Genomic DNA, 21197 nt, shown 5'->3' on the forward strand with positions numbered 1-21197 from the left:
TAAACTATCGGATAGCTGAATCTCACCCTCCGGTCAAGCTATCAAGAGTCCTTGATGTTTTCTAGAGCCGCTTCCACTGTGGTTTGCAGAGAGAGAAACTTCTCTAAGCGGACAAGTTTGACCGTTTGAGTGACGCGGGCATTAGTGACAATTTGCAAGGTGCCTTCAGCAGTTTGAGCTTGCTTGGCTAACTGTACTAAAGCGCCCAAGCCAGAGCTATCAACAAAGTCAATTTGTGAGAGATCCAGAATAATATGCTTTGGGCCTTCTTCAATTTTACTGCCCAGTACCTTGCGAAATGTCGGTTCAGAAAAGGCATCTAACAAACCTGTGAGGCGGAATAGCTGAAAGTTATCCCGGGCTTCACGAGTGCCTCTGAGGCTTACGGTTAGATTAAGTGACTCAGCAATAATTCCCTCCTCATGGTTAAAGTGAACGCTCAAGTATAAATGGTTTTTATGCACATTGTCTACAACCTGCTGGGGAAGAGGAAAGTCTGAAGTCTGAAGTCTGAAGTCTGAAATTTCATCTTTTGACCTTCAATTCACAGTCCTTACTTCTCTCATCAGGCACTTTTTATATTTTTACCTAACCTCAGCGTTAGTAACTGTGCGTAGTGATCGCATTGATTGTACAAATTGCTCAAATAAGTAGTCAGCATCATGGGGGCCAGGGCTGGCTTCTGGGTGATACTGTACTGAGAATATCGGCAAAGACTTATGGCGAACTCCCGCGACGGTGCGATCGTTTAGGTTGAGGTGGCTGATTTCCACAAATGACCCAGGTAAAGTATCTGGGTTGATGGCAAAACTGTGATTTTGGCTGGTAATTTCTATCCGTTGTTGTAAACCCGCGGGCTGATTTAGACCCCGATGGCCAAATTTGAGTTTGAAAGTTTCTGCCCCTAAAGCTTGTCCTAAAATTTGGTGTCCCATACAGATACCAAACATGGGTTTTTGACTTTCTAAAAGTGCTTTGACTGTTTCAATGCCGTCAGTGACTGTGGCTGGATCGCCTGGGCCGTTGGAAAGGAAGATGCCATCTGGGTTGTAGTTGAGAATTTCTGCTGCTGGTGTGTTGGCAGGAACAACAATTACTCGGCAACCGTAACTAGCCAAACGACGCAAAATATTGCGCTTGACACCAAAATCAATGGCTACAACGGTAAAGGTTTCTCCGCCATTGCTTACAGATTCGGGGTTAAATTCCCAATCGGCAATTGTCGGTTCTAACCATTCATAAACAGTGGGGGTAGTGACTTCCCGTACCAGATTTAAGCCAGCCATATTGGGAGATTCCTGCACCTGTTCTAGCAGTTCCGCCTCATCCAGAATTTCTGTGGAAATACCACCGTTCATTGCTCCAAATTGGCGAATTTTGCGGGTCAGGGCGCGGGTATCGATGCCGTGGATACCTGGAATTTGGTGTTGTTTGAGATAGTCTGGTAAGGATTGTGCCGATCGCCAGTTACTCGGTTTATGACAAATATTGCGAGCGATCGCTCCGCGCACTTGTGGCCGCACTGATTCCTCGTCTTCAGGATTAACGCCCGTATTCCCCAATTCAGGATAGGTAAAAAGGACAATTTGACCGCAGTAACTAGGATCGGTCAACACTTCTTGATATCCGGTCATACCAGTGTTAAACACCACTTCCCCGATTGTGGTTCCCGTCGCACCGAAAGACCAACCACGGTAAGCAGTTCCATCTGCCAAGACAAGTAGAGCAGGTATTGCGTCAGACAGAGACATAAGCGATAGATTAGGGATTAGAAAAGTATGAAGTGTGAAGTCTGAAGTCTGAAATTTTATATATTCATACTTCATACTCAACTTTGAGTCTTTATCTAAAGAAGTGTAAATCATCAAGTGCAAAGTCTTACACTTCATCCTTCATAATTCATACTTCATAATTTTTTCAGGGTTATCGGTGGCAGAAGTGGATTTGCAGTTGTTTGGGTAGGTAAAATAGATATCAATTATGCTTCAGTCTTTTTTATCTCGTACAACCTTGATTTTTCTCTCAAGCGCTTTAGCCGTTTTGGGTGTTGCCTGTAGTGAAGATAAACAGACTACTGAGACTGTTAGTAATCAACAATCCGTGGTGACTGACGATTTATCAGTACAGTCTTCTGTCGAATCAGCAGATCCAGCAACTAGCCCAGAACCTGAAGCATTGCCGCCGTCGGAACTTGAGCCAAGTTCTTTTGAACTGGGACTGGACAAAGCCGCAGGAGCCGTGAGTATTAGTCAATCGGCTCAATCGTTTCAGGATTGGAATTTAGTGGCACATCAGTTTCAAGAGGCGATCGCTCTCATGGAACAAGTCAGCCGCCAAAGTCCCAATTTTGTGTCTGCTCAAGGAAAAATCACGGAATACAAGCGTCAAGTTAAGTACGCCCTGCAAAAAGCTAATCCTAGCCCGCAGCGGTCACAAAACATAGTGGTGGCAGTTCCTCAAGCAAAAGCTGTACCCAAATTTACGCCGCCGCCGACTGTCTCAACAAGACAGACACCAGAGCAGCGCGTTTTTTCCTCAGCAGAAATTCTGCCTCCCGAAAAAGATGTGTTTATTGCCCCAATTAAACGGCGAGTTGGTGGTACGCCGATTGTTGAAGTCACTTTCAACGGTCAGCAGAAATTTGACATGATTGTGGATACAGGAGCCAGTGGGACTGTAATTACTCAACAGATGGCTAACGACTTGCGGATCATACCTGTGGGCAAAGCCAAAGCTAACACTGCCAGTTCCAAAGCCGTGGAATTTTCCGTTGGTTATGTTGATTCAATGGCAGTAAGTGGGGTCAGGGTGAACAGAGTACCAGTAGCGATCGCTGGGGTAGAATTGGAAACCGGCCTTTTAGGACATGACTTTTTTGGCAATTATGATGTCACTATTAAACGTAATGTGATCGAATTCCGTCCCCAATTGCGATCGGAACTCAATTCTGTAGAAATTGAACTAGCTGTTCCAACTTTTCCCAAGGACTACCGCTCTTTAGAATCTCCTTAGCTACACTCACACCTTGGGCATGATTTAGTAGCGGGATCGCACCTGCCACTTGTAGCGCTAAGGAAGCATTTAACGCTACAGCATCTTGCTGTGCCGTTGTTCCTTTGCCTTGCAGCACCGCTTTGAGAATTGCCGCATTTTCCTGTACATCTCCACCCCTTAAGGCATCTATAGAAACAGGTGTGACATCAACTTCCTGGGGATTTAGGGTAGTTAACTGTATCTTGCCATCAGATAACACCGCTAAATCAGTTAAATCGCCTAAACTTGCTTCGTCGATTTTTTCACGCCCATGTAATGCGATCGCTTTTTCTTTGCCCAAATTATGTAAAGCTTGAGCCACAGTTTCTAAAAGCTTGGGTGTAAATAACCCTACCACTTGCCCAGTCGGACGCAAGGGGTTAACTAACGGCCCCAGTAAGTTAAAAACCGTCCGAATTCTGAGATTTCGCCGCAACTGAGCCACTGCTTTTAAGGCTGGATGCCAACCAGGCGCAAACAAAAAGGTGATCCCGACTTCTTGTAATGCTGCTTGTACCTTTTCACTAGAGGCATTCAAGTTTACACCCAAAGCTTCTAAAACATCGGCACTGCCTGTCAGACTGGAGGCGGAACGATTGCCATGTTTTGCTACGGGTACACCATAAGCCGCGACAACAAAAGCTACCGCCGTAGAAATATTGAAAGTTGATGAACCATCGCCACCAGTGCCGCAGGTGTCTATGAGAGTGCTGAGTGCTGTTAGCGGAAGCGGGGCGTTTAGCCCGTGCTGAGTGCTGAGTGATTTAGATTGAGATTGTAGTACTTCAGCCATGCCGGTTAATTCTTCGGCAGAAACGCCTTTAAAATTCAGGGCTGTTAAAATTGCTCCTGATAACTCTGGAGGAACTGCTTCACTGAGCCAACCTTGCATTAATTCGGCGGCTTGGGGGCGAGACAAAGATTGACCATCTATTAATTGCTGTAGCAGGATATACCAACTTGTAGATAATTCTGGGGAAGTTGTCATAACTAGATTTTGTGTGATGAAAAGCGATTCGCCTATCCCCAAACCTTCCTGAAAAAGGGGACATGGCAGTTATCCTACCGGAAAATGAGCCGCTATCAAAAATTAGTTGGTTTCACATATCAAGACTTAACTGCACAGCCGGATTCATATAATTTTGACTTTGGTTATTGTTCTCTAAATTTCTCAGAACTTCATAGTTAGTAATAAATAATTCTTTTCCCTTGGCAGCACCATTCTGTTTGTAGTTATTCATGCCATACTGCAATTCCCACTCAAAAATATTCGCCCATTTAAAATTTTCACGGATTTGTAGACAATCATCGTAGGTAATTAGCCAATCATGAGAACATTTGCTTAAAATTTCGGCAAATCTTTGATGGTCAAAAGCAGTATGTAAGTTACCCCTTTTACCATATAGTTTTGATTTTGTGGCGCTAAAGTAGGGGGGATCTAAAAATAAAAATACATTTTCTTCTTCATTATTCAAGAGATGACTATAATCTAAATTAGTGATTTTGATATCACTTGTTAAAATGCCGCCTAATGTTTCCAGTCGCTCAATGGATGAATATGTAAATCTTTTATAAAAAGCTTCTTGCGAGAAACCACCAGATTCTATAGTGCCTGAAAATGTAATTCTATTCAGAACAAAAAAGCGCACTGCCCTTTCTAAATCAGATAAACTGTTTACATCTACACTGCTTAATTCTGTAAATAATAATTTACCATCTGTATATTTATCTTTAGTTTGATATATTTCTTTAATTAACTGAAATATATCGGATTGAGCAATTTTCCAAAATAGGAATAGCTCACGGTTTAAATCATTAATCCAAATCTTCAAATTAGGATATTTTTGTTTTAAGTAAATAAATACAGATCCGCCACCTACAAAAGGTTCTCGAAATTCAGAGAAATTATCTGGTAAGTATTCAGCAATTTGCTTTAGCGCTTTCGATTTGCCACCAGGGTAGCGAAGCGGACTTTTGAGCATAATTATGTTGTATTGAGGCGATCGCACTGGGTGGAATTATTGCCGCGTTTATCTTACCTCAGTTTTTGTCTGATAGTGAAACATAAAAACTAGGGTTATTGGTCTATAAGCAAAACGCCCCTTGCGATCGCAACGCAAGAGGACGTAAATTATATTTATGATTACTAGAGTATTTTGGAGAGCAAACCCTGAATTTTAAAGCATTTAGATTCACAACTGAAAAAATCAGCAATTTTCCAAATGACATAAATCTAATGACCTATTTAGAAGATGATGTTAGCTTCTTCTTGGTGAATAAACTACCTAAACCAAATAGTGCTATTGCCGTGATAGTACCAGGTTCAGGAACTGAAACTGGTTGAGTTGTTTTAATATTGTTAGAGCTAACAATAGTGGATTTAGCGACTAGTGTTGATTGAGTGTCACTACTAGTTTCTGAACTAATAACTGTAGATTCATTGACTGCTTCTGGTTGTGTGCTACCGCTAGTTTCTAAACTAACAACCGCAGATTCATTGAGTGGGGCTGATGGAGTCTCACTACCAGTTTCGGCGCTAACAACCGTAGATTCATTGACTGGTGCTGGTTGTGTACTACCGCTAGTTTCTGAGCTAACAGTATTAACGCTGCTATCAACAGAGCTTGTAGTAGTAGCAGTTGTGTTAGCGCTGGTAGTATTAGTAGCTGTTGTACTACTAGCAGCAGTAGTAGTGCTATAAACTGACTTATATTGATACGTATTTGCATCAGTAGTATTGTACGTTGGCAGTTGATTCTGTTGTATTCCTGAACTAATTATGAATAGTTCTCCTTCACCCGATCCCATACCAGATGACTTATTATTTCCGGCTTTGACTGTATAAGCTACCAGTGTATAGCCGGAATACTTTTGCAAAACGCTTGTCGGATCGTAGGTTTTAGTCTCTGGAAGAGCAGAAAAATTATCTACTTTTACCTTAATAAAATTTCCTGAACTGTCTTGGAGATAAAGGACAACGTTGGATATTGCCTGTTTAACAGGGCTGGTGATAACTGTAGACTGTAAAGCAAATGCTGTACCAAATGAACCTAGGATTGTAGAAAATCCAATAAAAGTACCAGCTACCGTAGGGAATAAAAATTTAGCAATATTGCTATTCATGAGCGTCTCTTCCAAACTTTTTGTTTTTGCCACATCTCAAAACTAACATTGAGCTAATTCATGAGTGATCAGCAAAACACCCGAATTTAATTTAAAGTTATTGCAGACAAAAACTCTGGAAGTTTAAAGAGTGAAAGAATTACCTAGCTAAGTTATTAATACGAAAAATTCAATCTTATTGCTATAAAGCATTGAAGTAGAACTGTAGGCAATATTTTCTAGAAACTACCGTAATGATCGAAATATTACACGTCCTGGAGATTCTTCTTGATTAATTCGCGCATAGACTCGCAGACAAGTTAAAACTTCCCCAGGAATACCACCACAGTCTAGTTGCAAATCATCTTTTGAGAAAGCACAAATATCAGCATAGAGTCCTGATAGTTGGCGAATTCTGATATTATGTCCAGCTTGATTTGCTTTGTCAGCAACTTTTTTGAGGGTTCGTCGTGATTCTTGCTGTAATTTGCCCCACCAAGAATAACGTTCAGCAGGTGGTACAAATACTAAAGAATGTATGGCTTCATCCATATCAATCCAAGCACGTAAAATTGCTAGGGCTTCGGTATTTTCTTCAGCTTTTTGGGTGCGGTGGAAACGGTCTGTTAGAGCTTCAATGTATTGAATTCGCTGTTCTAGTTTGGAGTTTAAAGGCATAACATCAAAACTAAAGACACTCTTTAAAGCATGATGTAAGTCTGGATCGATTTCGATAAATTTTAGATATAAACTCAAGAAACCAGCTAGTAATTGTAAATTTTCAGAGTCATTAATTAGAGCAAATTCTGAATTTAATAGCGTTTTCTGAGATAAACACAAACCCTGAATATGAACAGCACCACTAACTCCGGGGTAAATAATTTCATCTCGGATGAAGGGAAGTTGATAGAGGTTGGAGTTATCTTCTATTGCGCCAACTTCTTGAACTAAATCTAAAGTCTGTTGTCGCCAAAATGCAGCTAAATCTTCTGGAACTCGCAGCAGCTTATGGTGAATTTCATGCCATAAATCAGCGTCCGTCTGACTTTGCAGTGGTGAACTTCCTAAATATAAACTTAGTTCTGGATCAGAATCAAAAGCATCTCGGAGATGATTAAGTTTTAACTCATCTGGAGATTGGATGATAATCAATTCTTTTTCATCAATTTCTGGCTGTGGAAGCTGCAACAAACTTTGAATTTCTTGCAGCACTCCATTACATACCTCTACACCGGGATCTTCTGGTAATTCTGTACATGCTTGATTTAAAGCAGCCTCTAGTCCGCACAGGCTACACCGCAGTAATCTAGCTAACTCTGAATTGTCTATTTCTAATAGCTGACGTAGATGCTGCATGAATATCACCTTTTTTTATCTCACGCAGAGGCGCGGAGATGCGGAGAATGTTTTATTTAAACGCAGAGGAACGTAGAGTAAATTCGCTACGAATTTTAAATTTTTTACTTAGTGCCTTTGCGTGATTTAATGTATGCCACAGAAAGGATCGCGTTCTTTATCTACTTCATTAGGCTGCAATTCTAATTCTGCACGATAAACACAACCTTCTTGCTTGAGGCATTCTTGACTTGTCGATGTCCAGTAAGGAACCTCACCAGGGTGCATCCGTAGGATACCTTTGTTATCAAGGGTGACGCGATATTGACAAGGGTAATCTGTGGTGATATCTGGCTTACTGAGTGCGCCAATGCGTATCCATTTTTTACGGTTGGTTTCGGTGTCGGTTTGATAAACATAAAAAGTATGTTGAGCCGTTTGCGGGAAGGGAGGTAAGGGGTTGCTAATTAAACCGATTCCTGGCTGGGGTGAACCATCCCGCAAATAGTGAAATTCGTGGAGGGATTTACTATCTTTTTGGTCTACTTCAAAGACTAAATGATAGGCATTTGGTTGATCAACCGTTGCTGATTCAATTACATTAACGGCAATATCACCATCAGTTAAGTCTTTATTTGGTCGTTCTACGGCAATGTTCCATTTCAATTTACCGTCAGCAAATAGTGTGGATGTTTCAGAAGCTGCTGATATTGCTGAACCCACATCAATACCTGGAACATCAATTGAATAATGAGGATTTCCTTGACACAGTAATACACTAAATTGTAGTGTCTGGTCAATCTCAAACTGAACTTTAATTTTTCTGAGAAACTCTCCTTCATCCATCCCTAATTTTTCCATGAGATGTTTACCGTCGAAGCTTCCCCAAAGTCTTAAATCTCCGGCTTCATAATCTTGGCGATAGATAATATTAGTTAACTGTATTCCTTGCCAGTTTGTACGCACTTTTGCTACTGTTTCCCAAGGTGCAAGTTGATAGAGTTCTTGTCCTGCTTTGAATATTGGTAAGAGTTCGTTGCTTTGGGTTTTACGTTTGAAGTTGCAAGGTAAATAATAAAACAGATTTTTAACATCAATTTCTAATTGGTTAGCACCTTTTCTTAGCAATCCTTTAGATTCTTCAGGATCAAATCTGAGTCTGCGTAACTTCTCTGCATAACATGCACCTGCGGAGGTGGCTAGTTTTGTGAATTCTAAAACAAAGGTAATGCGTTCGGGATTCCAAACGAAATAGGGAGACTTGCTAAATTCTTGATAGATGTGGCGTTTTACTAAGTCGAGATTGCAAGTTTTTCCAGATAGAATTAACCAGTCAACTTTGTGGGTGTTCAAAGAATCTGTGGTGCTTTCTTGGGGACGTAAACGACTTTCCATCAATCCTTTAGCAATACCAATTGCTTCTTTAATTGCAGAAGTAGCGACGCGTTCAAATTGTTGATTATCTAGGGTGACAGAAATACTTTCAGGGTTTCGCGCTTGGAATTTAATCGCGCTTTGGGTGAGAATTTCAGAAATTTGTTGCTCGGATATTGTAAAGGTTAAAGGTGAATTATCTGCTGGTGATTTTTGTCCAAGTTTGAGTTTAGCTACTTCTGCATGATCCCAGAGAGTGTAAAAAGTTTGTAGGCGTTGGGGTGCTTGTTGCCAACGGGTAGGTAATACTTTTTCGGCTGTATCTAAGGCATCTTTATAAGCTGCTTCACCTTCGGGATTTTCTCTATCTAAACATTTCAATAAACTGCCAGTTTTGAATTTACCTTGTTCTAGAAAGCGCTCGTTTAATTCAGAGCTAATTAAATCTTCTAGCTTTTCGCTGTCGATATCACCTCTGGTAACTGCTGTTAAGAGAAAATCTGCGATCGCAACTTTTAATAACCTAAATACTCGCAGTGTAATTAACTCGCCACCTAACTGTAAATGCCCCGATGAACCTAATAATTTTGGAGTCAATTTATAATAACGTCCGCCTAAACCTCTGTCTTCATGATCAGCGAAGAAGGGGGTTTTATCTTCTAAAGTTAATTCAATTAAGGCTAAGTCTGTTGTCCCGCCACCAATATCTAAAACTAATACATTTTGTGACCATTTATTGCCATCTCGATGACAACGGGTTTTAAAAGATTCAATTCCAATATTGAGATTACCGCCAAACTCTCGCCACAGAAAAAATATTGCTACAGAAACAGCTTCATCATAAGCTGTTTGGACATCATCAACGCCCAATTGCTCAACTAATTTCCTAACTTCTTTACGTACTACTGGGGGTGCAACAGTAGGATAGGTAACAACTGCTGTTAAAAAATCACCTTCTGAAAATCTGCGTCTAGCTCGTTGGCGATAATCTTCAGTTAACTCAATTAAATGCGCCCAAGCTGCTTGAATTAACTGGTTAACATTAATTGCAGCTTCACCAGCTTCTAAAATTACTGGGAATGTTCTATCTTGACCAAAATAGCGTTTGGGTGAGTGATGAAAACGGCTAATAATTTCTTTTAAAGAACTGCTGGTTCCTTGGGCGATCGCTTTTTTTCTGTTATCTCTAGCTTCTCTACCCATTCTAAGTTTTAATACTTCTAAGTTAGCAATTTCTAACTCACTAGGAATTTCTGTATCACGGCGATCAATATCAAGAACTACTGGAATTAAATTCTGCGATTCTAATGTGGGAACGCGGAAGACTTCGTGGTATATTTCATAAAGCTTTTTACTGACTGCACGGCGAAATTTATCGCTATTACCTAGGCATAATTCTATTTGACGGATGGCTTCTAAGAATCTTTCTTTGTTATCATTTTCAAAAACTTCGCTTAAGTGGCTGGGATCTATTTCCAAATTTTTACTAATATCAGCAATGAACTTGTACCACTCACCTTCACTGATATCTGGTAATGCTTCATAAGCAGGAGAATTTAGCCATTTTGCCAGGCGATCGCGCAATCGCAATTCTTGTTCTCGTGGTAAAATTTCGGCAATGGGAATCTCGATGGGATCAAAAAGTGTCACAGTAGAATTTGATGTACCAAAATCTAAAGCGAACCATCCGGGAAATCTTTTTTTTGGTTGATTATTTTGTTCTTTTTCTAGATAATTTGGTAATTGGAAAGGGTTCATTGAAATATCAGATTTAATTGTTTGCTGCTCAGTAATTGATGGAGTCCATAAATAGCAAGCTGCTTTAATTTGTTTAGTTTCATATAGTAGTGGTTCTCCAGAAAAATCAGAATCAAAATATTCAACAATTACTTGTAATGTACAGTTGATTGGTTCTGTTAAAGGCTGCTCTAATTTACAAGGATATTGTTCTAATTGCCCGATTTGCGAAATTTTTGGTGTAACTGCGTCGAAGGGTTTATATGCTTTTTGGATTTGTGTTGCTAATTCAGAGGGAGTACCTTTAACAGAGAAGTTTATGCGAGCAATGTGAGGTACATTATTCCCCGCAGCAACTAATTGAATGGTGGGAAGTTCCAAGTATTCGTTTTCGTTAACTTGGATTTGAAAGCGTGGTGGTAGCCGAATTTCTACAGGCATTTTTGCTTTTCCTTGATTTTTTAAATTAAATAAATTCTGAATACGAAATCGTAGCTATTTCTGAGAGAATATTTAACCAAGTAGGAATAGCAAGTTTAGGCGGCGCATCTCCAGCAGCAAGGTGTCTCAGCAATGCTTCTTTTTTGGAAAGATTTTGCAGTGTGGGAATAATTTGATCTAAAATGCCTTCTATTTCAGAGTTTACTTGTTGATTTACTTCGCTGACATACTGCACAAGATGTAAACTGGCACTAGCAGTAATTTCATCTCTTAGGCGCAGCACAAACATTTGATGATGTGTTGCTCTGGGTGAATTTTTGCTTCTTTCTGGTGACCAATCAAAGATTTGACCAATGTTGTGTTTTTCATCTTGACGTGCCAAGGGAAACATGATTTCGGGAGCAATTTCTTTGTCTTTACTATTGATTTCCGAAATAATAGCTTCTTTCCACTGATTAGGGTCGCATCCTAACAGTAATTTGTAAAATAAATCTGCTTCTTCTCCGCCGAAAGCCGTTTCAATTTCTTGTTCCATTTCGGGAGTGAGAATTGTCTTGAGATAGTCTCTGGCTTCGGTGACTTGATTGGATAGTTTACTTAATAAATCTACCACTGCTTGACGAATGCGATCGCGGGCAAATGTTTCGACTTCTTTAACAGTTTTTTCAAAGGCTGGATAAAAGTCATCACTTTTAGTAGGTAGAGCGTTATTAACTTTATTTCCTCTGTCAAATAACTTCCCGGCTGCACCTTTCGATTCTGCGATGGTGATAGCACCATTGTTAGCTTTGTTAAATAATAAAGTCCACTGACTCCAATTGAGAATTTTAAAAGTGAGTTCGTCTTTCACCACATCACTAACAACAATTCCCCGGCGGTCTTTGAGTGGTTCTTTGCCTAATTCTTTTTGAAAGCTGTGGTAGGTTTTATCTAAACTATCAATGGCATTACGCAACTCAATTAAAATTGGGCTATCGATGGTTGGTATGCCTTGTTCGTGAAGTTCTTCGATGATATTTTTTAGGTTCTCTTGTTGTTGGCGGACACTATCAGCAGCGCGGCGAGTATCTTCATACAGTTGCTTAAGACCGTGAGTTGCAACGTGGTTTTGAATTAATTCTCGTAGTTTGGCGACACCTCCGTCTTGAGCAAAATAACCCAGTTGTCTACCTAAATGACTGCGTGCGTCAGTTTCTAATAGCCTCTCGCTTAGGCGTGTCCATTTTTGTTGTAATCGCTTTGAGCGTTCCAAATAATTAGGATAGTCTAAATTAGTTAAAAATTCTGGTGAACCCGCTTTCACACTACTCGAACGTTTAGCTAATTCCGCTAGTCCTAATAGAGGGGACAACAAAACGATGCGGTCTTTTTGGGTAGTAAATGCACCTGCACCGTCGATGGTTGTTTGGAGAACTTTGAGTTTTTGACAAACATTGTCCTCATATAAAGGAGTGTTGGCTGTGCTGTCTGCGATGAGTTGGTCGAGTTCTCGTTCGCCACCTTCACTTTCTAGAGGTAGCTGGTCGAAACGACCGACAGCCACAAGAATTAAATCTTTGAGGTCTTGTCCCGGTCGCTGCTGCTGCATCATGGTGAAAATTTTATTGGCGCGATCGCTTCCCGGAGATTTACCATTGAGCAATATCAGAATTGTCTGAACTTCTGCCAATTCTCGCAACGATAAAAAAGTATCCCTCGCACCAGAATTAGCAGCACCCAACCCCGGAAAATCAAGCAGAATAAATTCTGAAGCACCTGTAACATCCCAAATTTCCCGCGATATTTGGACTTCAATATCGACGCGGCGAATTAGTGGGAAGCTGTTTTGTAATAGCTTTGTTGGTAGCCTTTGGGGTGGACTGGGTAAGCGAATATGGGCTGGTGGTAAGTCTTGAAACTTGAGAGTTTGGATAGCCATCGGCTGTTCCGCCAGCTGTAATCCCTCACGGGCTGTGGCATGATCAATTTGGTAGTGTCCGCCGCACATCGCCTCTCCATAAGAACCATAAGCACGTACAAACAACACTAACTCACGCAACAGATAGCGTAACTCTAGATTATTGCTGCTATTCCATGCTTCCTCGCACCAAGCAAGAATATCTTTGCCAGAGTTTAACTGCGAAAGTGCTACAGGTGAAAGACCAGCCATTGCTGCTCTGCGACTTGCTTCTGCTAACATGAAGCGCAGGCACTCTTTTACCCCTTCGTGGGAAAGATACTCTACCGTGAAATTACTTAGTTGCGTTGTTGTGAACTCATCTTGTAGTTTAATATGAATAGCTGTAACGTTACCTGTAGTTGGGTTCTCATTGACTGGCAGCGCATCTGCATATCCAATTAAACTGCCTAAAAGCAGAGTTTTTCCACTGCTAAATTCTCCCATCACACCAATTTTTACAGGAGAAGTGGCAAGTTCTACAGTTTTCTCAGCAGTTTCTCGCAGACGTGCAAGACATTCATCAAGGCTGGCTGGAACCCAATCTTCTTGTTTAGAGGGATATTGAGGTACAGAGTCTATTTTCTGGAGTATAAATTCACCGTACTCTTTAAAACATGCCAATTTTTCAGATTCCATACACTAGTTACCGTTAAAAATAAAATTTATGTGAGTTTTATAACATAAAAGTTGCAAACAGCAGTCGTTAATTTAAAGTTTTGATGTTATCTATTTATTTGTTGGCAATTTTGCAGCATCTAGTTATGTTAGTAGTATTCAAAAGCAAATAGATATTTATTCTGGATAAAAACTTACTTACAGTCATTTTTTAGCAAAATTTAACTTTATTACCTAGAATTTCATATTGATGAAAAATATAGATTAGCACCAGATATTATACCTATTCTCTTTAAAACTGAATTCTGTCTTTTGAATTCTATATTGATAATTTGCATATTTTAAAAAACTGTTTATGGAATTCTGCTAAAAACAGAGGCTTAATTAATCATTGCTAATCAGCTTCTGCTTCTAGTGTATAAATTATATCTTTTAAGATTAGTTACAAATGTAAAAAAATAAGAGTTTAGAGGGTAAAGCTATAGGGTTGTAGGGGAACCTCATAGATAACTTGAGAGGTTTGTCACAAGTATGCTGTCAGTTGAGATTTTTTATTTTTTTCATGAATAAATTAACAAGCGGCTATTTCTTCCCCTTGCATATGCCCTAAAGGAGCTTAGTCAAGGCTAAAAATTAAAATTAATTAATAAAATAAAGGGCTACGATAAATGATTTTCATAGCATCTGGAGAAAATGTTTTAATTTACCAAAAGTTCAAAATTAATAATGCAAAGTTTAAGCATAATTGATTTTGGCAGTCAAAAAATTGTGTTAAATTCTTATTTATTCCAAAGAATATTTGCAAAATGTTCTAATACTCTCTTAACATACATACGCTTGCAAAAGTGGTCATAATAAAATTACAAAAGCAGATGCTGATTTTGCTAGGTTGATATAAAAGAATTTAAGAATAAATATTTTTTAGTAATTTCAGCATAAATTTTTATATTTTATATAGTACTAGTTTCCGCAGAATAGGCAGGTAAAAGTGTTTTCTGAAAGGGTGCAAAACTTAACTGATAAAATTGACGAAAGTATGAAATTAGTGCATAAGCGCGGTACAAAAAATACTAGCGATCGCAAGTTGAGAAATATAGCACTAGCCGCTGCCAATCACGCACTAGAAACAAAAATCGAAAACCAGACAACAGAATTAACTAATACACTCCAGCAACTGCAAGCAGCAGAAGCTAAGTTAGTTCAAAAAACTTCAGAAATGCAAGCAATTTGGCATCTGCTTGGGGATATATACTTTCGGATTGATGCCAACGGCACTATTTTAGAATACCAGTCAAGCAAACTAAATAATTTCACCAACCAATCGGGAACAGTTACAAGTCGGCAATTACTAGAGTGCTTGCCAACATCTATTGTAATCCGCTTTCATCAAGCAATAAATCAAGTTCTCCAAACTCAGTCTTTAGTCAGTTTTGAATACACCTTACCGTTAATAGAAGATCAGGCGCATTTTGAAGCCCGATTATTACCGTTAGAATCAAAAGAAGTTGTTGTGCTTGTGCGTGATATCACTCACATAGTACAAGGGGCTTTTATAGAAGGTGGTGATAAGTTTAGGAGTATTGTGGAAAATGCCAACAATATTATTTTTTCCCTCACCCCAGATGGTTTATTTTCTTATGTTTCTCCTAACTGGAGTGAGATTTTAGGGCATGAAGTGACAGAAGTTGAAGGTAAACCTTTTGTCTCCTTTTTACATCCCAAAAATTTATCAACCCATACAGATTATTTCACCAAAGTTTTAATCACAGGTCAACAGCAAGACGCAATTGAATATCGAATTAAACACAAAAGTGGGAATTGGCGATGGCATAGCTGCTACTCATCAGCCATCAAAGATGCTAGTGGGAATGTTGTCTATTTTGTGGGAATTTGCCAAGATATTACGGTTCACAAACGAGCAGAACTACAGCGACAGCGTACAGAAAAAGCTTTGAAAAAATCAGAAGCTAAGTTTCGAGCAAAAACGCAGCAGCTAGAAGAGACACTGCAAAAACTTCAACAAACCCAGGCTCAACTCATCCAATCAGAAAAAATGTCTAGCTTGGGACAGTTAGTAGCGGGTATCGCCCACGAAATTAATAATCCTGTTAATTTTATTTATGGCAATGTAAAATATGCCAACGATTATGTACAAGATTTGTTGCACTTACTCGAACTTTATCAGCAACACTTTTACCCGCCAGCACCAGAAATTCACCAGCAGATTTACACTATTGATTTAGATTTTATCCGCCAAGATTTGCCTAAAGTCCTAGATTCGATGAATACAGGAGCAGAACGGATTCGCCAAATTGTCCTATCTTTACGCAATTTCTCACGAGTTGACGAAGAAGGCATGAAGTCGGTAAATATCCATGAAGGTATCGATAATGCTTTGCTGCTATTGCAAAATCGCCTGCAAGCTCAACCAGAATCGCCAGAAATCAAGGTGATTAGAGAGTATGGCAATCTACCATTCGTCATGTGTCACCCCGGACAGATGAATCAGGTATTTATGAATCTGTTGACAAATGCCATTGATGCGCTAGGAGAAGTTGCTATTTCCAGCCCGAAAATTCAGATTCGCACCTACTTACAAGCAGGCGATCGCATCATAATCAGTATTACAGACAATGGGCCAGGAATGAACGAAAAAGTCCGCGATCGCATTTTTGATCCCTTCTTTACTACTAAACCTGTAGGCAAAGGTACAGGTATGGGTTTATCCATTAGCTATCAAATTGTCGTCAAAAAACACCGTGGGGAATTATATTGTGTTTCGACACCAGGAGAAGGAACGGAATTTGTGATTAGCATACCCACACTAGTACTAGAACAAGCTTAAATCATAACTTCTCTTTCACCATTAAATGCACACCACCAGCAGGTGCAAATACTATGCCACGACGAACAGGTTTAACAGGAGCTTTTTCTAACAACTCTAGTGAGTAGTGGGACATGATTGTCGCCAGAACTAATTTCATTTCAAATAAAGCAAATGCCATTCCTAGACAGCGACGATTTCCACCACCAAAAGGCAGAAATTCATAGGGAGAAAATTGGCGCTCAAGAAAACGTTCTGGTCGAAAACGCTTAGGTTCTGGATAGATATCTGGACGTTGGTGAGTCAAATAAGTACAGACAGATATTGTCATTCCTGTTGGTAAATCGTAGCCCATCAATTGCATGGGAGCTTGTAGAATGCGCGGTAAACTAAAGAAAACAACTGGATAAATCCGCAGCGTTTCTGAGCAGACAGCATTTAAATATGGTAATTGAGTAATTGTTGTGGGGTCTGCATTTGCGATATCAATAGAGTTGAGTTCTTGCAGCAATTTTTCGCGGACTTCTGGAACATAATGAACCCAGTATAAAGCCCAAGCCAATGCGATCGCAGTAGTTTCATGGCCAGCAAATAGCATAGTCATCAACTCATCGCGTAACTCTACATCGCTCATAGTTTGACCATTTTCATCCCTTGCAGACAATAGCAAACTCAGGATATCTTCACCTTGAGATTCTGGTTGATTACGGCGTTCACGAATTTCTTGATAAATCAAGTCATCAAACTGTTGTCTACGACGGACGAATTTACCCCAAGGACTCCAAGCACCTAAATCGCGTTGCAATGACTTGAAAAATAAAAAAACAGCACTTAATGGTGAATTAAAAGTATCCAACATCTCAGTTAAGACTTGTTGGATTTTTTGGTAACGTTCTCCTTCTTCTAGTCCAAAAACAGTGCGTAAAATCACTTTTAAGGAAATATCCTGCATACTGGGACGAGCGACAAATGGTTGTCCAATTGTCCATTGGCTAGTGACTTGCTCTGCAACTTCACAAATCAATTTACCATAGGCTTTCATTCGTTCCCCGTGGAATGATGGCATTAAAAGTTTGCGCTGTTGTAAGTGACGATCGCCATCAAGTAAGATTAATGAATTTGCTCCTAATAAAGGTTGGACAATGTTACTTCCTGAGCCTGATTCCAATAGTTTAGAATCAGCGGTAAAAAGTTCTTGAATTCCTTGAGGATTACTAATAATTACTTGTGTTGGCAAGCCAGCAAATCTAGAGATAAATATATCTCCATATTTGTTTTGATGTCTATCTAGATTCTCGATTGGTTGCACAATTGCTCGCATCGTCTGAAGCCATTTAGGCTCGGTTGCTTGAATTGGCAGTTTATTACTGTTTTGGGTTTGGGAGTTTTCTTTGAGAGTAATCATTAGTTATTCTCCAATTTGGCAATTTTGAACCGCAGAGGTAAGTAGAGTTTTATAAAAAAGCAGGGGGGAAGGGAGCTCTTAGCAGGGGAGAAAAGCCACCTACAAGAGATGGGGTTTTAACCAAAGGTGAAAGGGAGCAAGGGAGCCTGAACGAAGTTCGGTTTGTACCTACAGTCCCCTCTTCTTCCTGCTCCCTGCCCCCTGCCTCTAATCAAAGGTATCAAATATAAATAGGTACAGATAATTGATGTGGGTTTGCCTGTATTCTATTTCTAGAATAGTAGGCTGGGTTGAGCAAAAGCCAATAAAATTACTAACAAACACAACTTTTTTTTCAATTCTTCAATAGATTCTGACCAGTATTCTTCAAATCGATAAGCTAGAATGCAATCTGCTGTTTTTCCTAATTCTTTTCCTCGTTTTAAGTTAGCAAAAATAGCTTTAATTTGCCAGGGAGCAAAAATTGAATAGAGAAATTTAGCTAACCATAAACTGATTTTGAGGGCATTGCTATAATTTTGTTCAGCCGCGAAGGCTAATACACCAATTTCTCCAGCGCAGGTGGTATCAAAGCCAAGTAAGACATGAAAAATGTCGTGAGTGACAACGTAGCGCAAAGCAAATACATTGCGTTTAGCAACATCATCTAGTTCGGGGCTGATATTGAGTGGTTTAAGGTGGTTGGCTTGCATGTGGTCGGCATATTCTCTGCCAAAAGAGCCTGGCGGATATTGGCTTAATTGCTCTAGATTAATTGGGGGATAATAGCCGACAACTGATTTTAATTTAGTAGCTAATTCTGGGTTAACTTCTGCACCGAACAAATCAGATTTGAGAATAGCAAAATCGCCCAAATTGTCTGAGTTTTTGGCAGCCAAAAGAGCTTTAAGTTTTTGAATTTTTTTGAGCATAAGAAACTAAAGTGTTGGGTGATGCGATCGCTATTAACTACAATTCACCAAAATAGCGATCGCTAATCAGTGCAATACCTAAAGTTGTTGTGCTTGGGCGATCGTAAAATTAACCTCCTGGCCATAGGCAATCTCAAGGTTATGACCATCAGGATCACGGATAAAAGCCCAGTAACCAACAGGAGAACCATAATCATTCGGCCCTTCTACCGATAAACCCTCTGACTGTGCTTCGTGGCAAAGAACATCTACTTCTTCGCGGCTTTTACAGGCTACGCCAAGGTGGAAACTAGGTGAAGGCTGGCATTGTGCTTTATTTGATTGGAGCAGCACAATCACAAATGGTCGAGTTAAATCACTAATCCAAGCAACTTCTAATTTATTAATTTCATCAGTGCGGCGATGCACTACTTTCATTCCAGCATACTTCTCATAAAAAGAGATGCTTTTGTTGATGTCGCTAACTCCAAGCGCAACGTGAGTAAAACCAATATCTGCCATGAGAGGTTTCCTAATCACAATCAAAACTATCTTTCAAATTATGATATTGCGGGTAAACACAAAGTTGGGATAATAAAGCGATCGCTTAACTTTTCTACTAGTACATCCACCATTTCTCAATAGTTTTAGCAATCTGAGGTTGAAGTTCCGAGTTCTGAGGTTGAAGTTCCGAGTTCTGAGGTTGGAGTTCCGAGTTCTGAGGTTGGAGTTCCGAGTTCTGAGGTTGGAGTTCCGAGTTCTGAGGTTAGCGTTCCGAGTTCTGAGGTTGGAATTCCGAGTTCTGAGGTTGGAGTTCCGAGTTCTGAGGTTGGAGTTCCGAGTTCTGAGGTTAGCGTTCCGAGTTCTGAGGTTGGAATTCCGAGTTCTGACACTATAACCCCGCAGTCTAACGCCTAACTTCTGACTCCTGATGAATTTCTGGTAGCGCTAAAGGTAATTCTAAACCTGTCGCCATAGCAAGTTCTTGGGGTGGAGTTTCACGAGTTGAACTTTTGAGGTATTGCCCATCTAAGATAGGTGCAACTGCTTTCATTTGATGGCGGATGCTGTAGAAGCGATGAATTTGTTGCGTTTGCTGCCGTTGTTGAATGCTTTCATTAGCAATTTTCTTCCGCAATTTGATGATTGCATCGATGACAGCTTCTGGCCTAGGTGGACATCCTGGAATATAAACATCCACTGGGATTAACTTATCCACACCGCGAACCGCTGAGGGAGAATCGACACTGAACATCCCCCCCGTAATAGTGCAAGCTCCCATTGCAATTACATATTTTGGTTCTGCCATCTGCTCGTAAAGCCGCACCAGATTCGGTGCATACTTCATTGTGATTGTACCTGCGGTAATCAACAAGTCAGCCTGACGGGGACTAGCACGAGGAATCATGCCAAATCGCTCCATATCAAAGCGAGATGCGTAAGCAGCCATAAACTCCATGAAGCAACAGGCTGTACCAAACATCATGGGATACAAACTGGACATTTTCGCCCAGTTATACAAGTCATCTAAAGTTGTGAGGATGAAATTTTCTGAGAGATTTTGCGTGACTTCGGGATATTCAGCAGGATTGATGATTGAGTTTGTCATAAGATGAGACTCCCGAATAATACTAGATTTAGCAGTTCTTGGTTGGGTACAGTACATTTTTGACCTCTCTCCAAACCTCTCTCCTCGCAGGAGAGAGGCTTTGAGTCTTACTCCCCTTCCCTTGTAGGGAAGGGGTTGGGGGTTAGGTTTGTATTAGACTCAACTACAAACGGCTATATATACGCCGCAGAAATGCTGGCCAGTAAATTTAATTTCTTGATAACTACAGTTTCGTTTGAGTTACAAAACAGCACCAGTAAAGATAGAGGTGTTAAGGTACTAACTTAAGCAAGACTTACGCTTACGCAGAAAGATAGTTTGTTGAAACTGGGTTTAGGGGTGTAAGGGTATAGGGTATAAGGGTTTTGAAGACGTATATCTCTACAGCTTTACACCCCCGATTCCTGCGCTCTTTCTGAGTGTCGTTAAGTTAGCGAAAATTGATAAGCGATCGCTATCTTGGCTTAAAACCAGTAAAATTAATCTAAACTTGGCGTTGGTCTTGTAATCCGATGGAATTGCACAAGCAAAGACGCAAGCGTGGTGTTATTCTCAGCCTCCCAGGAATTCAAAAGCTTCAGGAGGCTAGACACCAAGCGGAGATTTTAGAAAACGATGGAGCCAAGTTCACTCTCGAAGAACTGAGCTACCGCACTCAGTTGGCTCCCTTTACAGTTGCCAAAGTGTTGGCACGAACCGAAGGTGTTGACAAGCAAACTCTAGAGTACTTTTTGAGAGCTTTTGGCATAGAGTTGACTGCTCAAGATTATGTCAGAGCCGGGAAAGAAGAGGCAGGGGAGACAAGGAGAGAAGTCGCCAGGAGGGTCTCCCTCCAAGCGAATTTCGGGAGCAGGGAGCAAGGGAGAGAGGAAATTCCCCCCCACCCCCTGCTC

At 40.3% G+C, this 21197-nt stretch carries 15 protein-coding genes; 3 read left to right on the forward strand and 12 right to left on the reverse strand.

Annotated elements, in window-relative coordinates; all coding sequences use genetic code 11:
• Positions 1-41: 41 nt before the first annotated feature.
• Positions 42-443, reverse strand: a complete 402-nt coding sequence (locus IQ259_RS03465) for an STAS domain-containing protein (protein ID WP_193880835.1) — start codon at positions 441-443, stop codon at positions 42-44.
• Between the two features lie 141 nt (positions 444-584).
• Positions 585-1751 (reverse strand): glutamine-hydrolyzing carbamoyl-phosphate synthase small subunit, encoded by a 1167-nt coding sequence (gene carA, locus IQ259_RS03470; protein ID WP_193880839.1) that lies wholly within the window; start codon positions 1749-1751, stop codon positions 585-587.
• 229 nt (positions 1752-1980) lie between these two features.
• Between carA and IQ259_RS03475 the strand changes: the two genes are divergently transcribed.
• Positions 1981-3012, forward strand: a complete 1032-nt coding sequence (locus IQ259_RS03475; RefSeq protein WP_193880841.1) for a TIGR02281 family clan AA aspartic protease — start codon at positions 1981-1983, stop codon at positions 3010-3012.
• Here the strand turns inward: IQ259_RS03475 and trpD are convergent.
• The 6 genes from trpD to IQ259_RS03505 all read right to left on the reverse strand — a co-directional run bounded on the left by trpD (position 2942) and on the right by IQ259_RS03505 (position 13597).
• Positions 2942-4021 carry an anthranilate phosphoribosyltransferase gene (gene trpD / locus IQ259_RS03480; protein ID WP_193880843.1) on the reverse strand — a complete coding sequence of 360 codons (1080 nt, stop codon included), beginning with the start codon at positions 4019-4021 and terminating at the stop codon, positions 2942-2944. The genes IQ259_RS03475 and trpD overlap by 71 nt on opposite strands.
• Before the next feature lie 112 nt (positions 4022-4133).
• Entirely contained in the window at positions 4134-5015 is an 882-nt protein-coding gene (locus tag IQ259_RS03485) for a DNA adenine methylase (protein WP_193880846.1), read from the reverse strand.
• 259 nt (positions 5016-5274) lie between these two features.
• Positions 5275-6156, reverse strand: a complete 882-nt coding sequence (locus tag IQ259_RS03490; RefSeq protein ID WP_193880848.1) for a hypothetical protein — start codon at positions 6154-6156, stop codon at positions 5275-5277.
• 225 nt (positions 6157-6381) lie between these two features.
• On the reverse strand, positions 6382-7491 hold the full coding sequence (locus tag IQ259_RS03495) for a hypothetical protein (RefSeq protein WP_193880850.1): 1110 nt from the start codon (positions 7489-7491) through the stop codon (positions 6382-6384).
• A 126-nt stretch (positions 7492-7617) separates the two neighbouring features.
• On the reverse strand, positions 7618-11022 hold the full coding sequence (locus tag IQ259_RS03500; RefSeq protein WP_193880852.1) for a virulence factor SrfB: 3405 nt from the start codon (positions 11020-11022) through the stop codon (positions 7618-7620).
• 25 nt (positions 11023-11047) lie between these two features.
• Entirely contained in the window at positions 11048-13597 is a 2550-nt protein-coding gene (locus tag IQ259_RS03505) for a proteasome protein (protein ID WP_193880855.1), read from the reverse strand.
• Positions 13598-14612: 1015 nt separating this feature from the next.
• Here IQ259_RS03505 and IQ259_RS03510 point away from each other — a divergent pair.
• A complete protein-coding gene (locus IQ259_RS03510; RefSeq protein WP_193880858.1) occupies positions 14613-16421 on the forward strand; it encodes an ATP-binding protein in 1809 nt (602 codons plus the stop codon).
• A gap of 1 nt (position 16422) precedes the next feature.
• On the opposite strand, the gene IQ259_RS03515 is transcribed toward IQ259_RS03510, so the two are convergent.
• The 4 genes from IQ259_RS03515 to nuoB all read right to left on the reverse strand — a co-directional run bounded on the left by IQ259_RS03515 (position 16423) and on the right by nuoB (position 20304).
• A complete protein-coding gene (locus IQ259_RS03515; protein ID WP_193880861.1) occupies positions 16423-17805 on the reverse strand; it encodes a cytochrome P450 in 1383 nt (460 codons plus the stop codon).
• Positions 17806-18077: 272 nt separating this feature from the next.
• Positions 18078-18716 carry a Coq4 family protein gene (locus tag IQ259_RS03520; RefSeq protein WP_193880864.1) on the reverse strand — a complete coding sequence of 213 codons (639 nt, stop codon included), beginning with the start codon at positions 18714-18716 and terminating at the stop codon, positions 18078-18080.
• A gap of 78 nt (positions 18717-18794) precedes the next feature.
• Complete coding sequence (locus tag IQ259_RS03525) at positions 18795-19217, reverse strand: VOC family protein (protein ID WP_193880866.1); 423 nt, start codon at positions 19215-19217, stop codon at positions 18795-18797.
• Positions 19218-19602: 385 nt separating this feature from the next.
• Positions 19603-20304, reverse strand: coding sequence for an NADH-quinone oxidoreductase subunit NuoB (nuoB, locus tag IQ259_RS03530; protein ID WP_193880869.1), 702 nt, complete (start codon positions 20302-20304; stop codon positions 19603-19605).
• Between the two features lie 512 nt (positions 20305-20816).
• Between nuoB and IQ259_RS03535 the strand changes: the two genes are divergently transcribed.
• On the forward strand, positions 20817-21197 hold a 381-nt coding region (locus IQ259_RS03535; RefSeq protein WP_228014342.1), incomplete at its 3' end, for a hypothetical protein.

This window comes from Fortiea sp. LEGE XX443, from assembly GCF_015206815.1.
Taxonomy (GTDB): domain Bacteria; phylum Cyanobacteriota; class Cyanobacteriia; order Cyanobacteriales; family Nostocaceae; genus Nostoc_B.

Excerpts from the sequence above, each read along its gene's own strand:
- IQ259_RS03495 (WP_193880850.1), bottom strand. The coding sequence starts at position 7,491 with ATGCAGCATCTACGTCAGCTATTAGAAATAGACAATTCAGAGTTAGCT.
- trpD (WP_193880843.1), bottom strand. The coding sequence starts at position 4,021 with ATGACAACTTCCCCAGAATTATCTACAAGTTGGTATATCCTGCTACAG.
- IQ259_RS03505 (WP_193880855.1), bottom strand. The coding sequence starts at position 13,597 with ATGGAATCTGAAAAATTGGCATGTTTTAAAGAGTACGGTGAATTTATA.
- carA (WP_193880839.1), bottom strand. The coding sequence starts at position 1,751 with ATGTCTCTGTCTGACGCAATACCTGCTCTACTTGTCTTGGCAGATGGA.
- IQ259_RS03510 (WP_193880858.1), top strand. The coding sequence starts at position 14,613 with ATGAAATTAGTGCATAAGCGCGGTACAAAAAATACTAGCGATCGCAAG.
- IQ259_RS03515 (WP_193880861.1), bottom strand. The coding sequence starts at position 17,805 with ATGATTACTCTCAAAGAAAACTCCCAAACCCAAAACAGTAATAAACTG.
- IQ259_RS03520 (WP_193880864.1), bottom strand. The coding sequence starts at position 18,716 with ATGCTCAAAAAAATTCAAAAACTTAAAGCTCTTTTGGCTGCCAAAAAC.
- IQ259_RS03500 (WP_193880852.1), bottom strand. The coding sequence starts at position 11,022 with ATGCCTGTAGAAATTCGGCTACCACCACGCTTTCAAATCCAAGTTAAC.
- IQ259_RS03485 (WP_193880846.1), bottom strand. The coding sequence starts at position 5,015 with ATGCTCAAAAGTCCGCTTCGCTACCCTGGTGGCAAATCGAAAGCGCTA.
- IQ259_RS03475 (WP_193880841.1), top strand. The coding sequence starts at position 1,981 with ATGCTTCAGTCTTTTTTATCTCGTACAACCTTGATTTTTCTCTCAAGC.
- IQ259_RS03525 (WP_193880866.1), bottom strand. The coding sequence starts at position 19,217 with ATGGCAGATATTGGTTTTACTCACGTTGCGCTTGGAGTTAGCGACATC.
- IQ259_RS03490 (WP_193880848.1), bottom strand. The coding sequence starts at position 6,156 with ATGAATAGCAATATTGCTAAATTTTTATTCCCTACGGTAGCTGGTACT.
- nuoB (WP_193880869.1), bottom strand. The coding sequence starts at position 20,304 with ATGACAAACTCAATCATCAATCCTGCTGAATATCCCGAAGTCACGCAA.